The organism is Streptomyces sp. NPDC101151 (genome assembly GCF_044768335.1).
In the GTDB taxonomy this organism is placed as follows: Bacteria; Actinomycetota; Actinomycetes; order Streptomycetales; family Streptomycetaceae; genus Streptomyces.
Genome location: NZ_JBIWPP010000011.1, coordinates 200,388 through 218,965, shown reverse-complemented (window position 1 = coordinate 218,965; position 18,578 = coordinate 200,388). Strand labels below are relative to the sequence as shown.

Genomic DNA, 18,578 nt, shown 5'->3' with positions numbered 1-18,578 from the left:
CAGAGGGGCTGCGCGGGCGGAAAGGCCGCGAAAGCCCCGGGAAGTCCGCCGAAGGCCTTCGCCTACGCCTCCGCGGCCACGATCTCCCGGCACCGCTTCACGTCCTCGGCAATCTGCTCCAGCAGGGCCTCCAGGGACTCGAACTTCGCCTGGCCGCGCACATAGGCCAGGAAGTCGACGCCGACGTGCAGGCCGTACAGGTCGAGGCCGACGCGGTCGATGGCGTACGCCTCCACCGTGCGCTCGGTGCCGTCGAACTGCGGGTTCGTGCCGACGGAGATCGCGGCCGGCATGACCTCGCCCTGGGCGTGCAGGTAACCGGCGTAGACGCCGTCGGCGGGGATCGCGGTGTGCGGGAGCGTCTCGACGTTGGCCGTCGGGAAGCCCATCTCGCGGCCGCGCTGGGCGCCGCGGACGACCACGCCCTCCACCCGGTGCGGACGGCCCAGGATCTCGCGGGCACCGGCCACGTCGCCCTCGGCGACCAGGCGCCGGGTCAGGGTCGAGGAGAACGGCTCGCCGTTGCCCGCGTCACCGGTGACGTACAGGTCCACGACCTCGACCTCGAAGTCGTAGATCTTGCCCTGCTCGACGAGGAACTCCACGCTGCCGGCCGCCTTGTGGCCGAAGCGGAAGTTCGGACCCTCGACGACCGCCTTGGCGTGCAGCTTGTCGACCAGGACCTTGACGACGAAGTCGGCCGGCGACAGCTTCGAGAACTCGGTGGTGAAGGGGAGGATGAGGACCGCGTCGACACCCAGATCCGTCATCAGCTCGGCGCGCCGGTGGTGCGCGGCGAGCAGCGGCGGGTGACTGCCGGGGCGGACGACCTCGCTGGGGTGCGGGTCGAAGGTGACGACGACGGCCGGGACGCCCAGCTCGCGGGCGCGGTCCACGGCATGCTTGATGATCAGCTGGTGGCCGCGGTGAACGCCGTCGTAGGAACCGATGGTGACGACGCTGCGCCCCCAGTCCTGGGGGATGTCCTCCAAGCCACGCCAGCGCTGCACTGTGACCGCTCCTCGAACCCGTGTCCGTGTCTACCGTTGACCTCTTGTGCAGGTCTAAGGGTGCCATGCCGGGTGCCCCGGACCCGCATCGGCATGGGGGCTGTGACCGGGCGCACGTTCCCGGGGCACACTCAGGCCGGTACGCGCACCCCTGCCATGTTCTCGACCATGCGTCGGGCGCTGGGGCCCACCACCGCGGCCCAGTCCTGCGGGGTCTCGTCCAGCCAGCGGGCCATCCGTACCGCGAAGCCGGGCACGTGCCGGGCCAGGAGGACCAGGCTCCAGTCGAACCGGGTCGCGCCGTCGGGGGTACGGACGAGCAGGAGGCCGGTGCGGTGGACCAGGGCACGAAGCTCCGCGTCCCGGCAGTCGTCGAGCGGGGCCGCCGCGTGCAGGACGGCGTCCAGGACGTCCGGGTCGTGCTCGCGGGCGAGCAGGAAGTCCAGCAGCTCACGGCGCAGGGGGCGGGAGGCCGGTGCGCCGGGGGCGGCGAGCACGGTGGCGAGGGCCGCCCGGACCTGTACGGGCCCGCCGTCCAGAAGGCCGGTGACCAGGGGCTGCAGGACCGAACGGACGGCGGGGCCCTGGTCGAGGCGACGGTCGACGTACGCGGCCATGTGCCCGGCGGTCTCCGGTCGCTTCCCCACCGCCTCCCGCACGAGGGCGGCGACCCGGCGGGCGAGGGCATGGGTGGTGACGTCGGCGAGCGTGCGGAGCGTCTCGCCGGTGTCCGGGCCTCCGCGCAGCCGGGCGCGGAAGGCCTTGAGAACGGGTTCGGTGTGGGTGGTCAGCGCCGGGACCAGGGCGTCGGGCGGGAACTGCGGGTCGCCGTCGGCGAAGTGCCGCAGGGCCTCGGTGAGATGACGGTCGCGGGTGTGCGGGTCGCGGACCAGGACGGCGAGCGCGCCGCCGTGCAGGGTGCAGTCGGCGGGGCGGGCGAGCAGGGCGAGGGCGGAGTAGCGCAGCAGCTCGCGGTCGGCCGCCGAGCGGACGTGGGGGGCCGCGCGCAGTCCTGAGGCCACCGCCGCCACCCGGCGGGCGGGGCGCTCGTCGTGCGCCCAGCGGTCGACGGCCCGGCAGACCGCCGAGGGCTCGTCCTCGGCGAGGACGGTGAGCAGCTCGTCGGCCCTGGGGTGCGCGCTCTGTACGAGCGCCTCGGTGAGGTCGTCCAGGGCGCCGTGCCGGTGCGTGTGCAGCAGCGCCTGGGCGGCGGTCGCCACGGTGGCGTGCGGGGTCGCGGGCAGCGGCCGCTCGTCGTCGAACCAGCGGGTGAGGTGTGGCTGTACGGCACCTGGATCGGCGGCGAGCAACCGGGCCACGGCGTCCAGACAGCGCCCGCCGCCGGCCGCCCTCTCCCCCTCGCCGCCCGGCTCCGAAGGCGCACCGTCCGCCAGGACCAGCTCCCTGAGCAGTGCGAAGCGTTCGGTGGCCGGGAGGGGCAGCGCGGTCCAGAAGGCGGGGCCGAACTCGGGCGGTACGGGCCGCCTGCCGAGGCGCCAGGCGACGATCCGTTCGGCGAGGAGGCCGAGCACTTCGGTGTACGGCGTCGCGTCCGGGACCTGGAGGAGGGTGCGGGCGAGCAGTCGGGCGGCCCACCAGGAGGTGGGGTCCAGATCCAGGGCTTCCGTCAACTCTCTCAAATGGAGGGCGAGTTGATGGGAGCCTTGCTGACGGCCGAGGAGGAGGAGGGCCTGGACGACCGGGCCGACGCGGTGGTGCGGGACGGGGAGCGGGTCGGCTCCCTGGTCGGTGAGGGGGCGGTGGACCAGGGCGTGCAGGGCCTCGTCGAGGTCGAGGTGCATGCCCTGGATCCAGTCGGCCAGCTCCTCGTCGGCGAAGCGGTAGCCGCCTCCGGCCGGGACCAGCAGGCCCTCGGCGAGGACGGCGGAGGCCCAGCCGGAGCCGCCGTCGAGCCGGGCGGGGGCGGTCCCCCAGGGGAACACCACCTCGAAGGAAGCCTGGTCCAGCTCGCCCTGCCCGGGGCCGAGGCTGCGCCGGGCAGCCTCGTGCACCTGCCCGGCCACCCGGACCGCGAGTCGCCGTACGGCCGTACCGCGCAGCCCGTTCTCGGCGGCCAGGCGGACCGCGATGCGCAGGCACATCAGGTCGAGATGGGCGGCGAAGACCTCGTGCCGGTCGACGGGCCCGGCGGGCGGGGCGTCCGGGAGGACGGCGCGGACCTCGGAGAGGAGGCGCAGGGTGAGCGGGTGCCGGGCGTCGCGGTCGGTGAGGGCACCGTCGGGGATGCCGTAGCGGGTGCGGGCCCGGCGTGCCTCGTCGTCGGTGAGGTCGGCGAGCCGCACACAGGCCGACGCACGGAGCAGGTCCGCGGGGAACTCGGCCCCGGCGCGTTCCCAGTACTCCTCCCGGCAGGCCACCACCAGCCGCGCCCCGGTCGCCCGCAGCCATTCGGCCGTCCCCCTGGCCCACTCGGGCAGCCGGTCGGCGAGGACGGGCGGCATCTCCTCGGGGCCGTCGAGCAGGAGCAGCAGCGGGCGGCCGGCCTGCCCGGCAAGGCGGGCCACGCGCTCGGCCGTGAGGTCGCCGAGGTCCGCGGGGTGCACGGAGCGGGAGGCGGCGACGATCCGGGCGGCACGCCTGAGGGCGCGGCGGGCGGCGTCGGCCACGCAGTCGTCGGTGCCCTTCAGATCGGCGCCGCGCAGCCACAGCGTGGGCGCGGACCGCTCGGCCCGGCTCCGGCGGGCGGCGAGGGCCGCGAGTTCCGTCGTGCGACCGCTGCCCGGGGCACCGACGAGCCCGAGCACGGCGCGGTCGTCGCCGCCGTCGGTGAAGGCGCTCAACTCCCGCACGACGTCGGCGCGTTCGGCTGGCTGCACAACGCCGGGACCGGCGACGCCGAGGTGTCCGGCGAGGGTGCCCGGCGGACCGTCCTGGCCCACCGAGGTGGCGGTCAGCTCCAGGACGCCGGCCAGGTTGAGGTCGGCGCCGTACGCGGGCACAGTGGCCGCGTTGCGGGCGAGCAGCTCGGCCAGCGGACCCTCGGCCTGCCGCAGCGGCACCGCGAAGCCGGCGTCGCGCCCGTCGGCCTGCAGGGCGCTGCCGAGTACGCCGAGCACCGCACCGGTCCGTGCGTCGAGCACCGGTCCCCCGCAGGCGCCACCGCCGAGCCGGAGGGCGTCCCGGCCCGCCGTGCCGATGGCCAGCTCCAGGGCGTCCTCCAGGAGGTGGAAACCGTCGGTGGCGGTGTACGTCACCTGGGTCGCGGCAAGTACCCGCGCCTCGCGCCAGCAGCCCGCGGCGATCCGGACGTAGGCGCCGGCCTCGACACGGTCCCGGACGGTCAGCGGAAGGGGGTCCACGCCCAGACCGTCGGTGCGGACCAGGGCCAGGTCGAGCGCGGGCAGCGGGGTGACGGCGTCGGCGCCGACCACACAGGTACGGTCCCCGGCAGCAGCCTGCAGGACCAGCCGGGCGAGTCCGTCGACGGCCTCGTGGCTGGTGAGCAAGGTGCCCTCGTGGTCGGCCAGGAAACCGACTCCGCGGGGGCGGCCGGCCAGGTCGCGGATCCGGACGAGGACGTCCGAGCGAGTCGGGTCGCCGGTACGGTTCGTGTCCGACGCGCCGCTCGTGTCCTGCGTACCGCTCGTGCCGCCCGTACCGTTCGTGCTCCCCGTACGGGTCTCGTCCCGGGCCCGGCAGAAGACGCCGGTACGGTTCGCGTCACCGCTCCGTCCCGCCATGGCCGTACCCTCCCCGCCCGTACACACGTGCTCTCACGGTCGACGGTAGGCGCGTGGTGATCAGCGGAACAGCTCGCGGGGCGAAAGCGCCCCCATCCGCTCCCCCGCTTCACTCCGAGCGCCTGCCCGGTCGGGTGAATAGGCGGGGGCGGCTGGATACACCCTAGGGGTGGGGGAACCGAGGGGGGACCGTGGAGCGGCGGCGAGGGCAGTACCCCGTGGCCGCCGCTCCACGGGCAGGCGCCCGTGGAGCGGTCCGGGCCCGGTCAGCCGAAGACGGCCAGGCTCTTCGCTTTGCCCTTGTGCTCCTCGACCAGCGCGAGGAAGCGGCCCTCGGGGTCGAACACGGCGACGGGACCGGTGCCCGCGTACTCCTCGGGCATGTCCAGCCGGACACCGTTGAGCAGCAGCCGGGCGCGCCTGGCGTCCACGTCCCAGCGGGGGAACGCGGCTGCGGCGGCCTCGGCGACGGGCAGCACGGTCAGCTCCGCCTGGAGCTGGTCCAGCGTCCTGGCCGAGTCGATCTTGTACGGCCCGACGCGGGTGCGGCGCAGCGCGGTGAGGTGGCCGCCGACGCCCAGGTCGGCGCCAAGGTCGCGGGCGAGGGCACGGATGTAGGTGCCGGAGGAGCAGACCACCGAGACCACCAGGTCGAGCACGGCGGTGCCGTCCTCGGCGACGGCGTCCCGGACGTCGTACACCGCGAAGGAGGAGACGGTCACCGGCCGGGCCGGGATCTCGAAGTCCTCGCCCTCGCGGGCCCGCTTGTACGACCGCACTCCGTCGATCTTGATGGCGCTGACCTTGGACGGCACCTGCATGATGCGCCCGGTCAGCTTGGCGATGCCGGCGTCGATGGCATCGCGGGTCACCTTGGACGCGTCGGTGGAGGAGGTGATGTCTCCCTCGGCGTCGTCGGTGACGCTGTTCTGGCCGAGCCGGATGGTGCCCAGGTACTCCTTCTCGGTGAGGGCGAGGTGCCCGAGGAGCTTGGTGGCGCGCTCCACACCGAGGACGAGGACGCCGGTCGCCATCGGGTCGAGGGTGCCGGCGTGGCCGACGCGGCGCGTGCGCGCGATGCCGCGCATCTTGGCGACCACGTCGTGCGAAGTGAAGCCCGACGGCTTGTCGACGATGACAAGGCCGTCGGGCGTGGTGTGCTTCTGGGTCATTCGGCGGCGTCGCCGTCCGTCTCGGCCGCCTCGGCCGCCTCGGCCACCTCGTCCTCGGACGGCTTGCGGTACGGGTCCGCGCCGCCCGCGTACGCCGCACCCGCGGAGGCCTCACGGACCTTCGCGTCGGACTGCCGTGCCTTGTCGAGGAGGTCCTCGATGGTCCGGGCGGTGTCGGGCAGGGCGTCCGCGACGAAGGTGAGGGTCGGCGTGAACTTCACGCCCGCCGCGCGGCCGACCTCGGAGCGCAGGATGCCCTTGGCGCTCTCCAGACCGGCGGCCGCGGCCTCCCTCTCCTCGTCGTCCCCGTAGACCGTGTAGAAGACGGTCGCCTCCCGCAGGTCACCCGTGACCCGGGTGTCCGTGATGGTGACGTGCGAGCCGAGCCGCGGGTCCTTGATCCCGCGCTGCAGCTTCTGGGCCACCACCTCCCGGATGAGGTCCGCCAGCCTTTTCGCCCGCGCGTTGTCGGCCACTGGTCCGTCTCCCGTTCTTTCTTCTTCTTGCGTTCTGTGGTCAGTCGTCGTCGCCGTGGAAACGCCGTCGCACGGACAGCAGTTCCACTTCGGGGCGGCCGGCGACCAGCCGTTCGCACCGGTCCAGTACGTCGGTGAGGTGCGCCGCGTCGCCGGATACCACGGCGAGGCCGATGATCGCCCGCCGATGGAGGTCCATGTGGTCCACCTCTGCCGCGCTCACCGCGTACTTCCGCTGGAGCTCGGCGACGATCGGGCGGACGACGGAGCGCTTCTCCTTCAGCGAGTGGACATCGCCGAGGAGGAGGTCGAAGGACAGAGTCCCCACGTACATGTGTGTATCCGGTTCACCCGCCGGTACGGGATCGATGGCCCCGGGTCCGTGCGGCCGGGGACATCAAGAACGGTACCCCGTTCCTGCCGGAGGCTCGACGGGGTTTTACCGCACTCTGGGCCCCCGTTCGGGGAGCCGAAACAACGGCGCGCCGGCCGACGGAACCGGAGTTCCGTCGGCCAGCGGCAAACCGTGGCCTGCATCAGACCCGCGGCTTCTCCCGCATCTCGTACGTCGCGATGACGTCGTCGACCTTGATGTCGTTGAAGTTGCCGAGGTTGATACCGCCCTCGAACCCTTCGCGGATCTCGGTGACGTCGTCCTTGAAGCGACGCAGACCCTCGATGTTGAGGTTCTCCGCGATGACCTTGCCGTCGCGGACCAGGCGAGCCTTGGTGTTGCGCTTGACCTCGCCCGAGCGGATGAGGACACCGGCGATGTTGCCCAGCTTGGACGACTTGAAGACCTCGCGGATCTCCGCCGTACCGAGCTCGACCTCTTCGTACTCCGGCTTGAGCATGCCCTTGAGGGCCGCCTCGATCTCCTCGATCGCCTGGTAGATGACCGAGTAGTACCGGACGTCCACACCCTCGCGCTCGGCCATCTGCGCCGCGCGGCCGGCCGCGCGGACGTTGAAGCCGATCACGATGGCGTCCGAGCCCATCGCCAGGTCGATGTCGGACTCCGTGACCGCACCGACACCGCGGTGCAGGACGCGGATGTCGACCTCTTCGCCGACGTCCAGCTGGAGCAGGGAGGACTCGAGGGCCTCGACGGAACCGGAAGCGTCACCCTTGATGATCAGGTTCAGCTGCTGGACCTCGCCGGCCTTGAGCACCTTGTCCAGGTCCTCCAGCGACACACGACGCGTGCGCTTGGCGAACGCGGCGTTGCGCTCACGGGCGGCGCGCTTCTCGGCGATCTGACGGGCCGTACGGTCCTCGTCGACCACCAGGAAGTTGTCGCCCGCACCCGGGACGTTGGTCAGGCCCAGGACCTGGACCGGCGTCGACGGGCCGGCCTCGGCGACGTTGTTGCCGTTGTCGTCGAGCATGGCGCGCACTCGGCCGTAGGCGTCGCCCACGACCATCGTGTCGCCGACCCGCAGCGTGCCTCGCTGGACGAGGACCGTCGCCACGGCACCACGGCCGCGGTCGAGACGGGACTCGATCGAGATGCCCTGCGCGTCCTGGGCCGGGTTGGCCCGCAGGTCGAGCGAGGCGTCCGCGGTGAGGACCACGGCCTCCAGCAGCGAGTCGATGTGCAGCCCCTGCTTGGCGGAGATGTCGACGAACATCGTGTCGCCGCCGTACTCCTCGGCCACCAGACCGTACTCGGTCAGCTGACCGCGCACCTTGGTCGGGTCGGCACCCTCGACGTCGATCTTGTTGACCGCGACGACGATCGGGACGTCGGCCGCCTTGGCGTGGTTGAGCGCCTCGACCGTCTGCGGCATGACGCCGTCGTTGGCCGCGACGACCAGGATCGCAATGTCGGTCGACTTCGCACCACGGGCACGCATGGCGGTGAACGCCTCGTGACCCGGGGTGTCGATGAAGGTGATCCTGCGCTCTTCGTCGTTGACCTCGGTCGAGACCTGGTAGGCACCGATGTGCTGGGTGATGCCGCCGGCCTCGCCCGCGATGACGTTCGTCTTGCGGATGGCGTCGAGCAGTCGGGTCTTACCGTGGTCGACGTGACCCATGACGGTGACGACCGGCGGACGGACCACCAGGTCCTCCTCGTCGCCCTCGTCCTCGCCGAACTCGATGTCGAAGGACTCGAGCAGCTCGCGGTCCTCCTCCTCGGGGCTGACGATCTGAACCGCGTAGTTCATCTCGCCCGCGAGGAGCTGCAGCGTCTCGTCGGAGACGGACTGCGTGGCCGTGACCATCTCGCCGAGGTTCATCATGACCGCGACGAGCGACGCCGGGTTGGCGTTGATCTTCTCCGCGAAGTCGGTGAGCGACGCGCCGCGGGAGAGACGGATGGTCTCGCCGTTGCCGCGCGGCAGCATCACGCCGCCGACGCTCGGGGCCTGCATGGCCTCGTACTCCTGGCGACGCTGCCGCTTCGACTTGCGACCGCGACGCGCGGGACCACCGGGACGACCGAAGGCGCCCTGCGTGCCACCGCGGCCACCGGGACCACCGGGACGGCCACCGAAGCCGGGACGGCCACCGCCGCCACCGCCACCGGGACCACCGGGACGACCGGCGAAGCCACCGCCGCCACCGGCACCGGGACCACCGGGACGACCGGCGAAGCCACCGCCGCCACCGCCACCCGGACGACCGGCGAAGCCGCCGCCACCCGGACGACCGCCGCCGCCGCCACCGGGGCGACCGCCGCCACCACCGGGACCACGGCCACCGGGGCCACCGCCACCGGGACGCGGGCCCGCAGCGGGACGCTGCGGCATCATGCCGGGGTTGGGACGCGGACCGGCCGGGCCGGGACGCGGACCGCCCTGCGGACGGGGCATGCCGGACGGCGACGGACGCGAACCGCCCGGAGCCTGCGGACGCGGACCGCCGCCCTGGGCGCCGGGCGCCTGCGGACGCGGACCGCCGCCGGGAGCACCGGGACCGCCATGGCCGCCGCCGGGACGGGGACCGCCCTGCGGACGGGGCGCCTGCGGGCGCGCCATGCCGGTGGAGCCACCGGAGGTGAAGGGGTTGTTACCCGGACGCGGACCGGCCGGACGGGCACCGGGACGCTGACCCTGGCCACCGGGGCGCGGAGCACCCTGGCCCGGACGGGCCTGACCCTGGCCCTGACCGGGACCGGCCGGACGACCACCGGGACGCGGCGCACCGGGACGGGCGCCACCGGGACGCGGACCCTGACCGGCCGGACCCTGCGCGGCCGGAGCCTGGGGGGTCTGGGCGGCCGGAGCGGCCGGAGCGGCCGGCGGAGCGGTGAACTCCGGGGCTGCCGGGGCCGGACGCGGCGCGGGCTTCGGACCCGGAACCGGGCGCGGGCCCGACGGGGGGGTCAGGGGCGCCGACGGCGTGGAAGGCGCCGCCGGAGCGGCGGGCTGCTGAGCCGTCGGAGGCTTGGGAGCCGCCGGCCTCGGGGCAGCCGGACGGTCCCCCGCCGCCTTGAGGGCGTGGGAGGTACCCCCAGCCTGCGCCGGAGAAGGCGCGGCGGGCTTGGGGGCGGCCTTGCGCGGGGCGGGCTTGCCGGCGGACTTGCCGGAGCCACCCTGGAAGGCGTCGGTCAGCTTACGTACTACGGGCGCTTCGATCGTCGAAGACGCCGAACGGACGAATTCACCGAGTTCCTGGAGCTTGGCCATGACGACCTTGCTCTCGACACCGAACTCCTTGGCGAGTTCGTAGACCCGGACCTTAGCCACTTCGCTCCTCTGAGGTCCGGGGAAGCCGGACCGTCGCTAGTTCATGGGCGTACTCATCGCGTACTCATCGAGTGCTCATCGCAATCTCGACCTGCTTTCGACTCGCGAGGTACCAGGCCGTACGGGGGTTCCGCACGACATGCTTTCTTACCGTGTTGCCTGCTCAGCAACTGTCTGTCTGCTCGACGTACCAGCGCAACGCCTTTATGTCGAGCGGCCCGGGGACGCGTAGCGCCCGAGGGAACGCCCGGCGGCGTACAGCCTGGTCGAGACAGACCAGGTCGGGGTGTACATACGCACCCCGGCCGGGCAGCGTACCGCGAGGATCGGGAACGCACTGTTCCTGGTCCGCCACGGTCCGCAGCAGATCGTCCTTGGCCGCTCGCTGCCTGCACCCCACACAGGTGCGCTCAGGGCATGCGCGGGCACGCGTCCGGCCAGACACTTCTAAGTCTACCTCCCCGCACCGACCTCACCCCTTTGGGGGAAAAGTCGAACAGTTGCTCGCTGCAGGCTGACGTGATCTCAGCGGCGCACGGCCGAGATCTATTCCCCGGCGTGCTCACCGGCCGGCTCAGTGTCCGGACGGATGTCGATCCGCCAGCCGGTGAGCCGGGCCGCGAGCCGGGCGTTCTGCCCTTCCTTGCCGATGGCCAGCGACAGCTGGTAGTCCGGCACGGTCACCCGGGCGGACCGGGCGGCCATGTCCACGACCTCCACCTTGCTCACCCGGGCGGGTGACAGCGCGTTCGCCACCATCTCGGCCGGGTCGTCCGACCAGTCGACGATGTCGATCTTCTCGCCGCTCAGCTCGCCCATCACGTTGCGCACCCGGCCGCCCATGGGGCCGATGCAGGCACCCTTGGCGTTCAGGCCCGAACGGGTGGACCGTACGGCGATCTTGGTGCGGTGGCCGGCCTCGCGGGCGATGGCCGCGATCTCGACCGATCCGTCGGCGATCTCCGGCACCTCCAGGGCGAAGAGCTTCTTCACCAGGTTGGGGTGCGTGCGGGAGAGGGTCACGGAGGGTCCCCGGACGCCCTTGGCCACCCGGACGACGTACGACCGCAGCCGCATGCCGTGCGGGTACGACTCGCCGGGCACCTGCTCCTGCACCGGCAGGATGGCCTCCAGCTTGCCGATGTCCACGAGCACGTTCTTCGGGTCGCGGCCCTGCTGGACCACGCCGGTGACGATGTCGCCCTCACGGCCGGCGTACTCGCCGAGCGTCGCGTCGTCCTCGGCGTCGCGCAGCCGCTGCAGGATCACCTGCTTGGCGGTGGTGGCGGCGATACGGCCGAAGCCGGACGGGGTGTCGTCGAACTCGCGGGGCTCCTGGCCCTCCTCGAGGTCCTCCGGGTCCTCCTTCGCCCACACGGTCACGTGTCCGGTCTCCCGGTTGAGCTCCACGCGCGCGTGCCGGCGGCTTCCCTCGGTGCGGTGGTACGCGATGAGGAGGGCCGACTCGATCGCCTCGACCAGCAGGTCGAAGGAGATCTCCTTCTCCCGAACCAAGCCCCGCAGGGCGCTCATGTCGATGTCCACGGCTACGCCTCCTCCTCTTCCTTCATGTCCTTCTTGTCCTTGCGGTTGAACTCGACCTGGACGCGCGCCTTGGCGATCTCCGGGAAGCCGAGCCGGCGGGCGGTCGCCTTGCGGCCCTTCACCCCGGGCACCTCCACGTCGACGCCCTCGTCGTCGACCGTCAGGATTCTCGCGACCAGCTCGCCGCCCTCGGCCAGCTGGAACTTCACGAGCCGGTCGGTGGCGCGCACATAGTGCCGGTGCTCGGTGAGGAGACGCTCCGCGCCGGGGGTCCCGACCTCCAGGTCGTAGGCGTCGTCGCCCATCGCGTCGGTCTCGTCGAGCTTCGCCGAGAGCGTGCGGCTCACATCGGCGATCTGGTCCAGGTCCGCTCCGGTGTCGGAGTCGACGGTCACGCGCAGCACCCGCTTGCGTCCGACGGAGTCCACTGCGATCTCTTCGAGATCCAACCCCTGAGAGGTGACGAGCGGTTCCAGCAGCTCTCGCAGCCTCTCGCTCTGGGTGGTGCTCATCCGGGTGACTCCTCGGCCGCGTGTGCTGTTGTGGGATGGGTCGCGTGTCTGGTCAAAGGGTATCCGGTCGCGGGGAGTGTTGCCGTCCACCTGTGTACGCGCGGTGCCGGTGAGTGGTGTGCGCCGGGAGCGCAGGTACGGTGATCGCGGGCGTGCCGCCCGTCGCCGGTCTTCCTTTCGTACGAGTGCCCCGAGGACGTCTGCAGTGCCGTACCCCCCGCCGCCGCGCACCCCCTCGGGTCCGCGCAGAAGATCCCTGCTCGCCTCGGCCGCCGGGGCCGCCCTGCTGATGGGCTGCTCCGCCGATCCGGATTCCGGAGAAGGCGGCGACACGCCTTCGGCGACCGAACGGGCCCGCGCGCGTGCGGCCGAGGACGGCGCGGGGCTGCTGGAGCGGTACGACGCCGTGCTCGCCGTGCATCCGGTGCTGGCCGAGCGGCTGCGGCCGCTGCGGGCCGCGGTGGCGGCGCACACGGAGGCGTTCGGCGGAGCCACGGGCGCCAAAGCCCCCTCCGCAACGGCGTCCAAGTCCCCTTCGGCTGCGGCGTCCAAGTCCCCCTCGGCACCGTCTCGGCCGGCCGTGCCCGCCACGGAGAAGGCCGCCCTCGCCGATCTCGCCGCGGCCGAGCGGGGCCTCGCGGACCGGCGGGCGAAAGCCCTGCTGGACGTGCCGGGCGAGCTGGCCCGGCTGATGGCGTCGGTGGCGGCGGCCGGCGCGGCGCACGCGTACCTGCTGACCGAGGGGGCCAAGTGAGCGACGAGGCGAAGGCCGCCGAGCTGACGGCGCTGCAGGCGGCGTTGGCGGCCGAGCATGCGGCGGTGTACGGGTACGGCATCGTCGGCGGGCGGCTCGACGAGCGGCGGCGGACCGAGGCGCGGGCGGCGTACGACGCACACCGGGCCCGCCGGGACGCGCTGGTGCGCGAGGTCCGCGACCGGGGCGGCGAGCCGGTGGCCGCGAGCGCCGCGTACGCGCTGCCCTTCCCGGTGCCGGACGCGGCCTCCGCGGTGCGGCTGGCCGCGCAGTTGGAGGAGCGGCTGGCCGGGGTCTACTCGGACCTGGTGCGGGCGGCGACCGGCGAGCGGCGGGGCACGGCTGCCGGGGCACTGCGCGAGGCGGCGGTGCGGGCGGTGCGCTGGAGCGGGGAGAGCGTAGCCTTCCCTGGGCTCGCCGAGCGGGCCGGTGACGAAGCAGGTGCGGCCGGACCCCGTACTTCGGCGTCCCCCACGACGTGACCGCGCAGCCACCCGTACGGCAGGCCCAGGAGGAAGGGAACAACTCGCGCATGGCTTTCGAACCGCCCCAGCGGCTGGTGCGAGCGCTCGGTGAGACGGCGCCGGCCGGGGACGACTGGCTGGCCCGGCTGCCCGGGGCGGCCGAACGGACGGTCGCCCGGCGTGAGTTGACCGTGGAGCGGGTCCAGGTACCGGGCGGGCGCAGCAGCCTGGTGGTGCTGGTCCGGCGGGCGGACGGCACCCCGGCGGTACTGAAGCTGGCCCCGGCCCGGGCCCGCCCGGAGAGCGAGCGGGCGGCGCTGGAGCACTGGGCCGGCCTGGGTGCCGTCCAGCTGCTGGAGGCGGAACCGGCGGATGCCGCCGAGGGGGTGCTGCTGCTGGAGCGTCTGCATCCGGATGTGTCGGTGCGCTCGTTGCCGGAGGCGAAGGCACTGCTTGAGGCTGCGGGGACGCTGCGCCGGCTGTGGGTGGAGCCACCCGCCGGCGACACCGCCCACACCTTCGAGACGGTGGCCGACCGGACCGGGCGGCAGGCGGAGGCGATGCGGGCGGGCGCGGAGGCCGATCGCGAGACGGCACCGCTGGTGGACGCGGCGCTCGCGGCCCGTGAGGAGCTGTTGGGTGCCCCGCCCGAGCATCGGTTGCTGCACGGCACCTTCCGGCAGAGCAAGGTGCTTGCCGGGGAGCGGACGCCATGGCTGGCGGTGGGTCCGGATCCGGTGGTCGGCGAGTGCGCGTTCGATCTGGCGCGGCTGGTGCGGGACCGGGTCGAGGACCTGATCGCGGCGCCGTCCGGGGCGGCCATCACGCGGCGCCGGATCAAGCGGCTCGCGGATTCACTGGATGTGGACCTGGAGCGGCTGCGGGGGTGGACCCTGTTCCGGGCGGTGGAGTCCGGGGTACGGGCGCGGCGAGTGGGGCGGCCCAAGGACGGGGAGCTGCTGTTGGAGTTCGCGGGGTGGCTGTAGGCGCTGCCCGGTGCCCCTGACCGCTCCCCTCCGTAGTGACCATGACGTTGTGTCACGTCCTACGGTCGGGGAACGGCCGACAACTCTGTGCGGGACTCCCTTGCCGCGCCGTCCGCGGCCTCCGGCCCTACTGCGCCGTGAGGCGGGCGATCGCGTCCTCCACGGACAGTTCCTCGCGCTCGCCGGTCTTGCGGTCCTTCAGTTCCAGCACGCCCTCGCCGGAGCGGCGGCCGGCCACCAGGATCTGCGGTACGCCGATCAGCTCGGCGTCGGTGAACTTCACGCCCGGGGAGACCCCGGCCCGGTCGTCCACCAGGACGCGGACGCCGGCGGCGGCGAGCTTCTCGGCGACGTCGAGCGCCAGCTCGGTCTGCAGGGCCTTGCCGGCGGCGACGACGTGCACGTCGGCCGGGGCGACCTCCTTGGGCCAGCACAGGCCCTGCTCGTCGGCGGTCTGCTCGGCGAGCGCCGCGACGGCGCGGGAGACGCCGATGCCGTAGGAGCCCATGGTGACGCGGACCGGCTTGCCGTTCTGGCCGAGGACGTCGAGCTTGAGCGCGTCGGCGTACTTGCGGCCCAGCTGGAAGATGTGGCCGATCTCGATGGCGCGGTCCAGCTTCAGGCCGGTGCCGCACTTCGGGCAGGGGTCGCCCTCCTGCACCACGACGACGTCCACGTACGCGTCGACCTCGAAGTCACGGCCGGCGACGACGTTCTTGGCGTGCGTGTGCTGCTTGTTGGCGCCGGTGATCCAGGCGGTGCCGGGGGCCACCCGCGGGTCGGCGATGTATGTGACCTTCTCGCCCAGGCCCTGCGGGCCGACATAGCCGCGGACCAGGTCGGGGCGGCCCGCGAAGTCCGCCTCGGTGACCATCTCGACGACCGCCGGGGCGAAGTGCTCCTCGACCTTGCCCAGGTCGACCTCGCGGTCGCCGGGCACACCCACGGCGACGATCTCGCCGTCCACCTTGACCAGCAGGTTCTTCAGCGTGGCGGAGGCCGGGACGCCGAGGGAGGCGGCCAGGGTCTCGATGGTCGGGGTGTCGGGGGTGGGGATCTCCTCGAGCGCGGGCACGGCCGAGCCGTCCACCGGCTTGAGCTCGTAGTTGATCGCCTCGGTGTTGGCGGCGAAGTCGCAGTTCGGGCAGTCCGCGAAGGTGTCCTCGCCGGCCTCGGCCGGGGCGAGGAACTCCTCTGACTTGGAGCCGCCCATGGCGCCGGCGGTGGCGGCGACGATGCGGTAGTCGAGGCCGAGGCGCTCGAAGGTGCGCCGGTAGGCCTCGCGGTGCAGGGCGTAGGACTTGCCGAGGCCCTCGTCGTCCAGGTCGAAGGAGTAGGAGTCCTTCATCTGGAACTCACGGCCGCGCAGGATGCCGGCGCGGGGGCGGGCCTCGTCGCGGAACTTGGTCTGGATCTGGTAGAGGATCACGGGCAGGTCCTTGTAGGACGTGCACTGGTCCTTGACCAGGAGGGTGAAGATCTCCTCGTGGGTGGGGCCGAGGAGGTAGTCACCGCCCCTGCGGTCCTTCAGCCGGAACAGTTCCTGGCCGTACTCGTCCCAGCGGCCGGTCGCCTCGTAGGGCTCGCGGGGCAGCAGGGCGGGGAGCAGCACCTCCTGGGCGCCGATGGCGTCCATCTCCTCGCGGACGATCCGCTCGACGTTGGCGAAGACCTTCTTGCCGAGGGGCAGCCAGCTCCAGATGCCGGCGGCGGTGCGGCGGACGTAGCCGGCGCGGACGAGGAGCTTGTGGCTGAGGACCTCGGCGTCCGCCGGGTCGTCGCGCAGCGTCTTCGCCATCAACTGGGACATGCGCTGGACCGGTGCGTTCGCCATGGTTCTCGTACTCCTGCCGATGGGGGTCCCCCCGCTCGAGCGCGGCCGAGAGTGGGGATGGTGATGGCATAGGAGGTTAGCCGGGCTGGCTGTTCCGGTGGAAATCGGTTATCGCCGACGCAGCGGCAGGGGGGCGCCCATCACGGCGTACGGCTTGGGGGCGCTGGGGAAGTGGACCTGGCGGGCCAGGTCGGCGTAGCCGAGGGAGTGGTAAAGACCGCGGGCCGGGCTGTCGGTGTCGATCGCGGAGAGGATCGAGCGGGGTTCGCCGGCGGCGTCGGTGAGGGTGGTGATCAGCCGGCGGCCGATGCCGCGGTTCTGGTGGCCGGGGTGGACGTGCAGCTCGGTGATGACGAAGGAGTCGTCGAGCCAGAAGTCGTTGTGCCGGGCGCGGAGGTAGGGCTCCACGACCGTGGACCACCAGTGGGTGCGGGAGTTGGGCATGCCGTAGACGAAGCCGATCAGCTGCCCCCGGCTGGTGGCGCCGAGGGCTCGGGCGCCGGGGTACTGCATGTGGCGCTGGACGATCTGGCGGCGTACGGCTACCTCGTCGGGTCCCAGGCCGAAGGCCAGGGCCTGGACTGCCAAGGCCTCGTCTACGTGGGCTGCGAGGTCCAAAGGGCCGATCACGAGGTCCATGCCGGGAGCGTACAGGGGAGTCAAAAGAGAACGCTCATGAAGGCGCCCACCTCTTGGAAGCCGACCCTGCGGTACGTCCGCCTCGCCGCCGTGTTGAAGTCGTTGACGTAGAGGCTGACCACCGGGGCCACGTCCGCCAGCGCGTAGCGCAGCACCGCTGCCATGCCGGGTGCCGCGAGCCCCCTCCCCCGGTACTCCGGCGCCACCCACACGCCCTGGATCTGGCAGGCGTGGGACGTCGCCGCGCCGATCTCCGCCTTGAAGACGACCTTGCCGTGTTCGTCGAGACGGGCGAACGAGCGGCCGGAGCCGACCAGTTCGGCGACTCGGGCCTGGTAGAGCAGGCCGCCGTCACCGGCCATGGGCGAGACGCCGACCTCCTCGGTGAACATCGCCACGCACGCCGGCATGATCGTCTCCATCTCGTCCTTGCGGATGCGACGGACGTAGGGATCCGGGGCGATGTCGGCGGGCATGCGGTCGGTGATCATCAGGGGCTGGCGGGCGCGGACCTCACGGGCCGGGCCCCACTGTGATTCCAGCAGGCGCCACAGCGCGGCGGTGGATTCGGCGGGCCCGACGATGGAGGAGCAGCGGCGGCCGGCCCTGCGGGCGCGGTCGGCGAAGGCGCGGACGGCGCGCGGGGTGGCGCAGATCGGGACGAGGTTGGCGCCCGCGTAACACAGGGACGTGAGCATGCCGTCCTCGTACCAGCCCCACATCTCGCCGCCGAGGCGCCAGGGGTCGAGTCCGGCGATCTGCACCCGGGAGGTCACGAAGGCGTTCGCGACCGGCTCGCGGTCGAGGACGGCGAGCGCGGCATCCAGGTCGCTCGGATCGAGCACCCGTGAGGTGGTCTGGGTCAACACGTGCGGGGCCTCACCCTGGGGTTCTGCTGATCTCCGCACTGTACCTGCCGAAATTGTCCGGTGCCGCCCCATGCGCTGCCATGGGCTTCGGGCCCGTGCACTCCGCGCAAACTCCCCCGGCGGTGGACCGGGTGACCACCTGCTACGAACTATGTTACAAACGGCGGATGCTGTTGACACCGATGCGTTCCGACGCGCGGGAGTGGCCGCGCGAGCAGCTCTCCGAGCTGTTCAGTGAGGGGTTCCCGGCGTTCATCACGGCCGACCGGCTGGTGCCGGAGTACCTGGGCCGGGTCAGGGAGTGGTTCGCCGATCTGGATCTGTTCCTGGTGGACGAGGACGGGGTGCCGGTCGCCGGGGGCTGGGGGGTGCCGATCCGCTGGGACGGGACGGTCGAGGGGCTGCCCCCGGGGTACACGCAGGCCCTGGTCCGGGCGGTCGAGGGCCGGGAGCAGGGCATCGCGCCGGACACCCTGGTGATCTGCGGGGCGGTGGTGGCGCCCGCACTGCAGGGGCGCGGGCTGGCGGGGCGGACGCTGACCGCACTGCGGGAGGCGGCACGGGACGCCGGGCTGGAGCGGGTGCTCGCGCCGGTGCGGCCGACGACCAAGGCGCGGTATCCGCTGACGCCGATCGAGTCGTTCCTGACCTGGCGGCGCGAGGACGGGTCCGCCCTCGATCCCTGGATCCGTACGCACGAGCGGCTCGGGGCGAGCATCCTGGCGCCGGCTCCGGCGTCGCAGACGATGACCGGCACGGTCGCCGAGTGGGAGGGCTGGACCGGGCTGGTCTTCCCCGAGTCCGGCGACTACGTGATCCCGGACGGGCTGAGTCCGCTGCGCATCGACCGGGACGCGGACGAGGGCGTCTACCAGGAGCCCAACATCTGGATGCGCCACCGCTGAAGGGTGGGGAGGTCCG

General features: G+C 72.7%; 16 protein-coding genes. 4 read left to right on the top strand and 12 right to left on the bottom strand.

Annotation, left to right across the window (positions count from 1 at the left end; genetic code table 11):
- Positions 1-62: 62 nt before the first annotated feature.
- From ACIRU3_RS22565 to rimP, 9 genes are all read right to left on the bottom strand, one after another.
- A complete protein-coding gene (locus ACIRU3_RS22565; RefSeq protein ID WP_404058866.1) occupies positions 63-1,010 on the bottom strand; it encodes a bifunctional riboflavin kinase/FAD synthetase in 948 nt (315 codons plus the stop codon).
- Between the two features lie 131 nt (positions 1,011-1,141).
- Positions 1,142-4,711, bottom strand: coding sequence for a trypsin-like peptidase domain-containing protein (locus tag ACIRU3_RS22560; protein WP_404058864.1), 3,570 nt, complete (start codon positions 4,709-4,711; stop codon positions 1,142-1,144).
- A gap of 266 nt (positions 4,712-4,977) precedes the next feature.
- Positions 4,978-5,883, bottom strand: coding sequence for a tRNA pseudouridine(55) synthase TruB (gene truB, locus ACIRU3_RS22555; protein ID WP_404058862.1), 906 nt, complete (start codon positions 5,881-5,883; stop codon positions 4,978-4,980).
- A complete protein-coding gene (gene rbfA / locus ACIRU3_RS22550; RefSeq protein WP_404058859.1) occupies positions 5,880-6,359 on the bottom strand; it encodes a 30S ribosome-binding factor RbfA in 480 nt (159 codons plus the stop codon). The genes truB and rbfA overlap by 4 nt, the downstream gene beginning before the upstream one ends.
- A 40-nt stretch (positions 6,360-6,399) precedes the next feature.
- Positions 6,400-6,693, bottom strand: coding sequence for a DUF503 domain-containing protein (locus ACIRU3_RS22545; protein WP_116146515.1), 294 nt, complete (start codon positions 6,691-6,693; stop codon positions 6,400-6,402).
- A 202-nt stretch (positions 6,694-6,895) separates the two neighbouring features.
- Entirely contained in the window at positions 6,896-10,054 is a 3,159-nt protein-coding gene (infB, locus tag ACIRU3_RS22540) for a translation initiation factor IF-2 (protein ID WP_404058855.1), read from the bottom strand.
- A gap of 163 nt (positions 10,055-10,217) precedes the next feature.
- Positions 10,218-10,499 carry a YlxR family protein gene (locus tag ACIRU3_RS22535; protein WP_404058851.1) on the bottom strand — a complete coding sequence of 94 codons (282 nt, stop codon included), beginning with the start codon at positions 10,497-10,499 and terminating at the stop codon, positions 10,218-10,220.
- A gap of 101 nt (positions 10,500-10,600) precedes the next feature.
- Positions 10,601-11,599, bottom strand: coding sequence for a transcription termination factor NusA (gene nusA, locus ACIRU3_RS22530; protein ID WP_404058849.1), 999 nt, complete (start codon positions 11,597-11,599; stop codon positions 10,601-10,603).
- 2 nt (positions 11,600-11,601) lie between these two features.
- On the bottom strand, positions 11,602-12,111 hold the full coding sequence (rimP, locus tag ACIRU3_RS22525) for a ribosome maturation factor RimP (RefSeq protein ID WP_404058846.1): 510 nt from the start codon (positions 12,109-12,111) through the stop codon (positions 11,602-11,604).
- A gap of 205 nt (positions 12,112-12,316) precedes the next feature.
- Between rimP and ACIRU3_RS22520 the strand changes: the two genes are divergently transcribed.
- From ACIRU3_RS22520 to ACIRU3_RS22510, 3 genes are read left to right on the top strand one after another with little or no spacing between them, the layout of a single operon-like run.
- Complete coding sequence (locus tag ACIRU3_RS22520) at positions 12,317-12,865, top strand: hypothetical protein (protein ID WP_404058844.1); 549 nt, start codon at positions 12,317-12,319, stop codon at positions 12,863-12,865.
- Positions 12,862-13,347: a ferritin-like domain-containing protein gene (locus tag ACIRU3_RS22515; RefSeq protein ID WP_404058841.1), complete on the top strand. Its 486-nt coding sequence runs from the start codon at positions 12,862-12,864 to the stop codon at positions 13,345-13,347. Before ACIRU3_RS22520 ends, ACIRU3_RS22515 begins: the two co-directional genes overlap by 4 nt.
- A gap of 50 nt (positions 13,348-13,397) precedes the next feature.
- Positions 13,398-14,315 carry an aminoglycoside phosphotransferase family protein gene (locus tag ACIRU3_RS22510; RefSeq protein ID WP_404058838.1) on the top strand — a complete coding sequence of 306 codons (918 nt, stop codon included), beginning with the start codon at positions 13,398-13,400 and terminating at the stop codon, positions 14,313-14,315.
- 127 nt (positions 14,316-14,442) lie between these two features.
- Here ACIRU3_RS22510 and ACIRU3_RS22505 read toward each other — a convergent pair whose 3' ends face one another.
- From ACIRU3_RS22505 to ACIRU3_RS22495, 3 genes are all read right to left on the bottom strand, one after another.
- On the bottom strand, positions 14,443-16,149 hold the full coding sequence (locus tag ACIRU3_RS22505; RefSeq protein ID WP_404058836.1) for a proline--tRNA ligase: 1,707 nt from the start codon (positions 16,147-16,149) through the stop codon (positions 14,443-14,445).
- 108 nt (positions 16,150-16,257) lie between these two features.
- A complete protein-coding gene (locus ACIRU3_RS22500; protein WP_404058833.1) occupies positions 16,258-16,788 on the bottom strand; it encodes a GNAT family N-acetyltransferase in 531 nt (176 codons plus the stop codon).
- Positions 16,789-16,808: 20 nt separating this feature from the next.
- Positions 16,809-17,657 carry a GNAT family N-acetyltransferase gene (locus ACIRU3_RS22495; protein ID WP_404058831.1) on the bottom strand — a complete coding sequence of 283 codons (849 nt, stop codon included), beginning with the start codon at positions 17,655-17,657 and terminating at the stop codon, positions 16,809-16,811.
- A 167-nt stretch (positions 17,658-17,824) separates the two neighbouring features.
- On the opposite strand from ACIRU3_RS22495, the gene ACIRU3_RS22490 reads away from it, so the two are divergent.
- Positions 17,825-18,562 (top strand): GNAT family N-acetyltransferase, encoded by a 738-nt coding sequence (locus tag ACIRU3_RS22490; RefSeq protein WP_404058828.1) that lies wholly within the window; start codon positions 17,825-17,827, stop codon positions 18,560-18,562.
- Positions 18,563-18,578 lie beyond the last annotated feature (16 nt).

Bases quoted from the DNA above. Each gene is read 5' to 3' on its own strand.
- ACIRU3_RS22560 (WP_404058864.1), bottom strand. From the start codon at position 4,711: ATGGCGGGACGGAGCGGTGACGCGAACCGTACCGGCGTCTTCTGCCGG.
- truB (WP_404058862.1), bottom strand. From the start codon at position 5,883: ATGACCCAGAAGCACACCACGCCCGACGGCCTTGTCATCGTCGACAAG.
- ACIRU3_RS22545 (WP_116146515.1), bottom strand. From the start codon at position 6,693: ATGTACGTGGGGACTCTGTCCTTCGACCTCCTCCTCGGCGATGTCCAC.
- rimP (WP_404058846.1), bottom strand. From the start codon at position 12,111: ATGAGCACCACCCAGAGCGAGAGGCTGCGAGAGCTGCTGGAACCGCTC.
- ACIRU3_RS22510 (WP_404058838.1), top strand. From the start codon at position 13,398: ATGGCTTTCGAACCGCCCCAGCGGCTGGTGCGAGCGCTCGGTGAGACG.
- ACIRU3_RS22505 (WP_404058836.1), bottom strand. From the start codon at position 16,149: ATGGCGAACGCACCGGTCCAGCGCATGTCCCAGTTGATGGCGAAGACG.
- ACIRU3_RS22500 (WP_404058833.1), bottom strand. From the start codon at position 16,788: ATGGACCTCGTGATCGGCCCTTTGGACCTCGCAGCCCACGTAGACGAG.
- ACIRU3_RS22490 (WP_404058828.1), top strand. From the start codon at position 17,825: ATGCTGTTGACACCGATGCGTTCCGACGCGCGGGAGTGGCCGCGCGAG.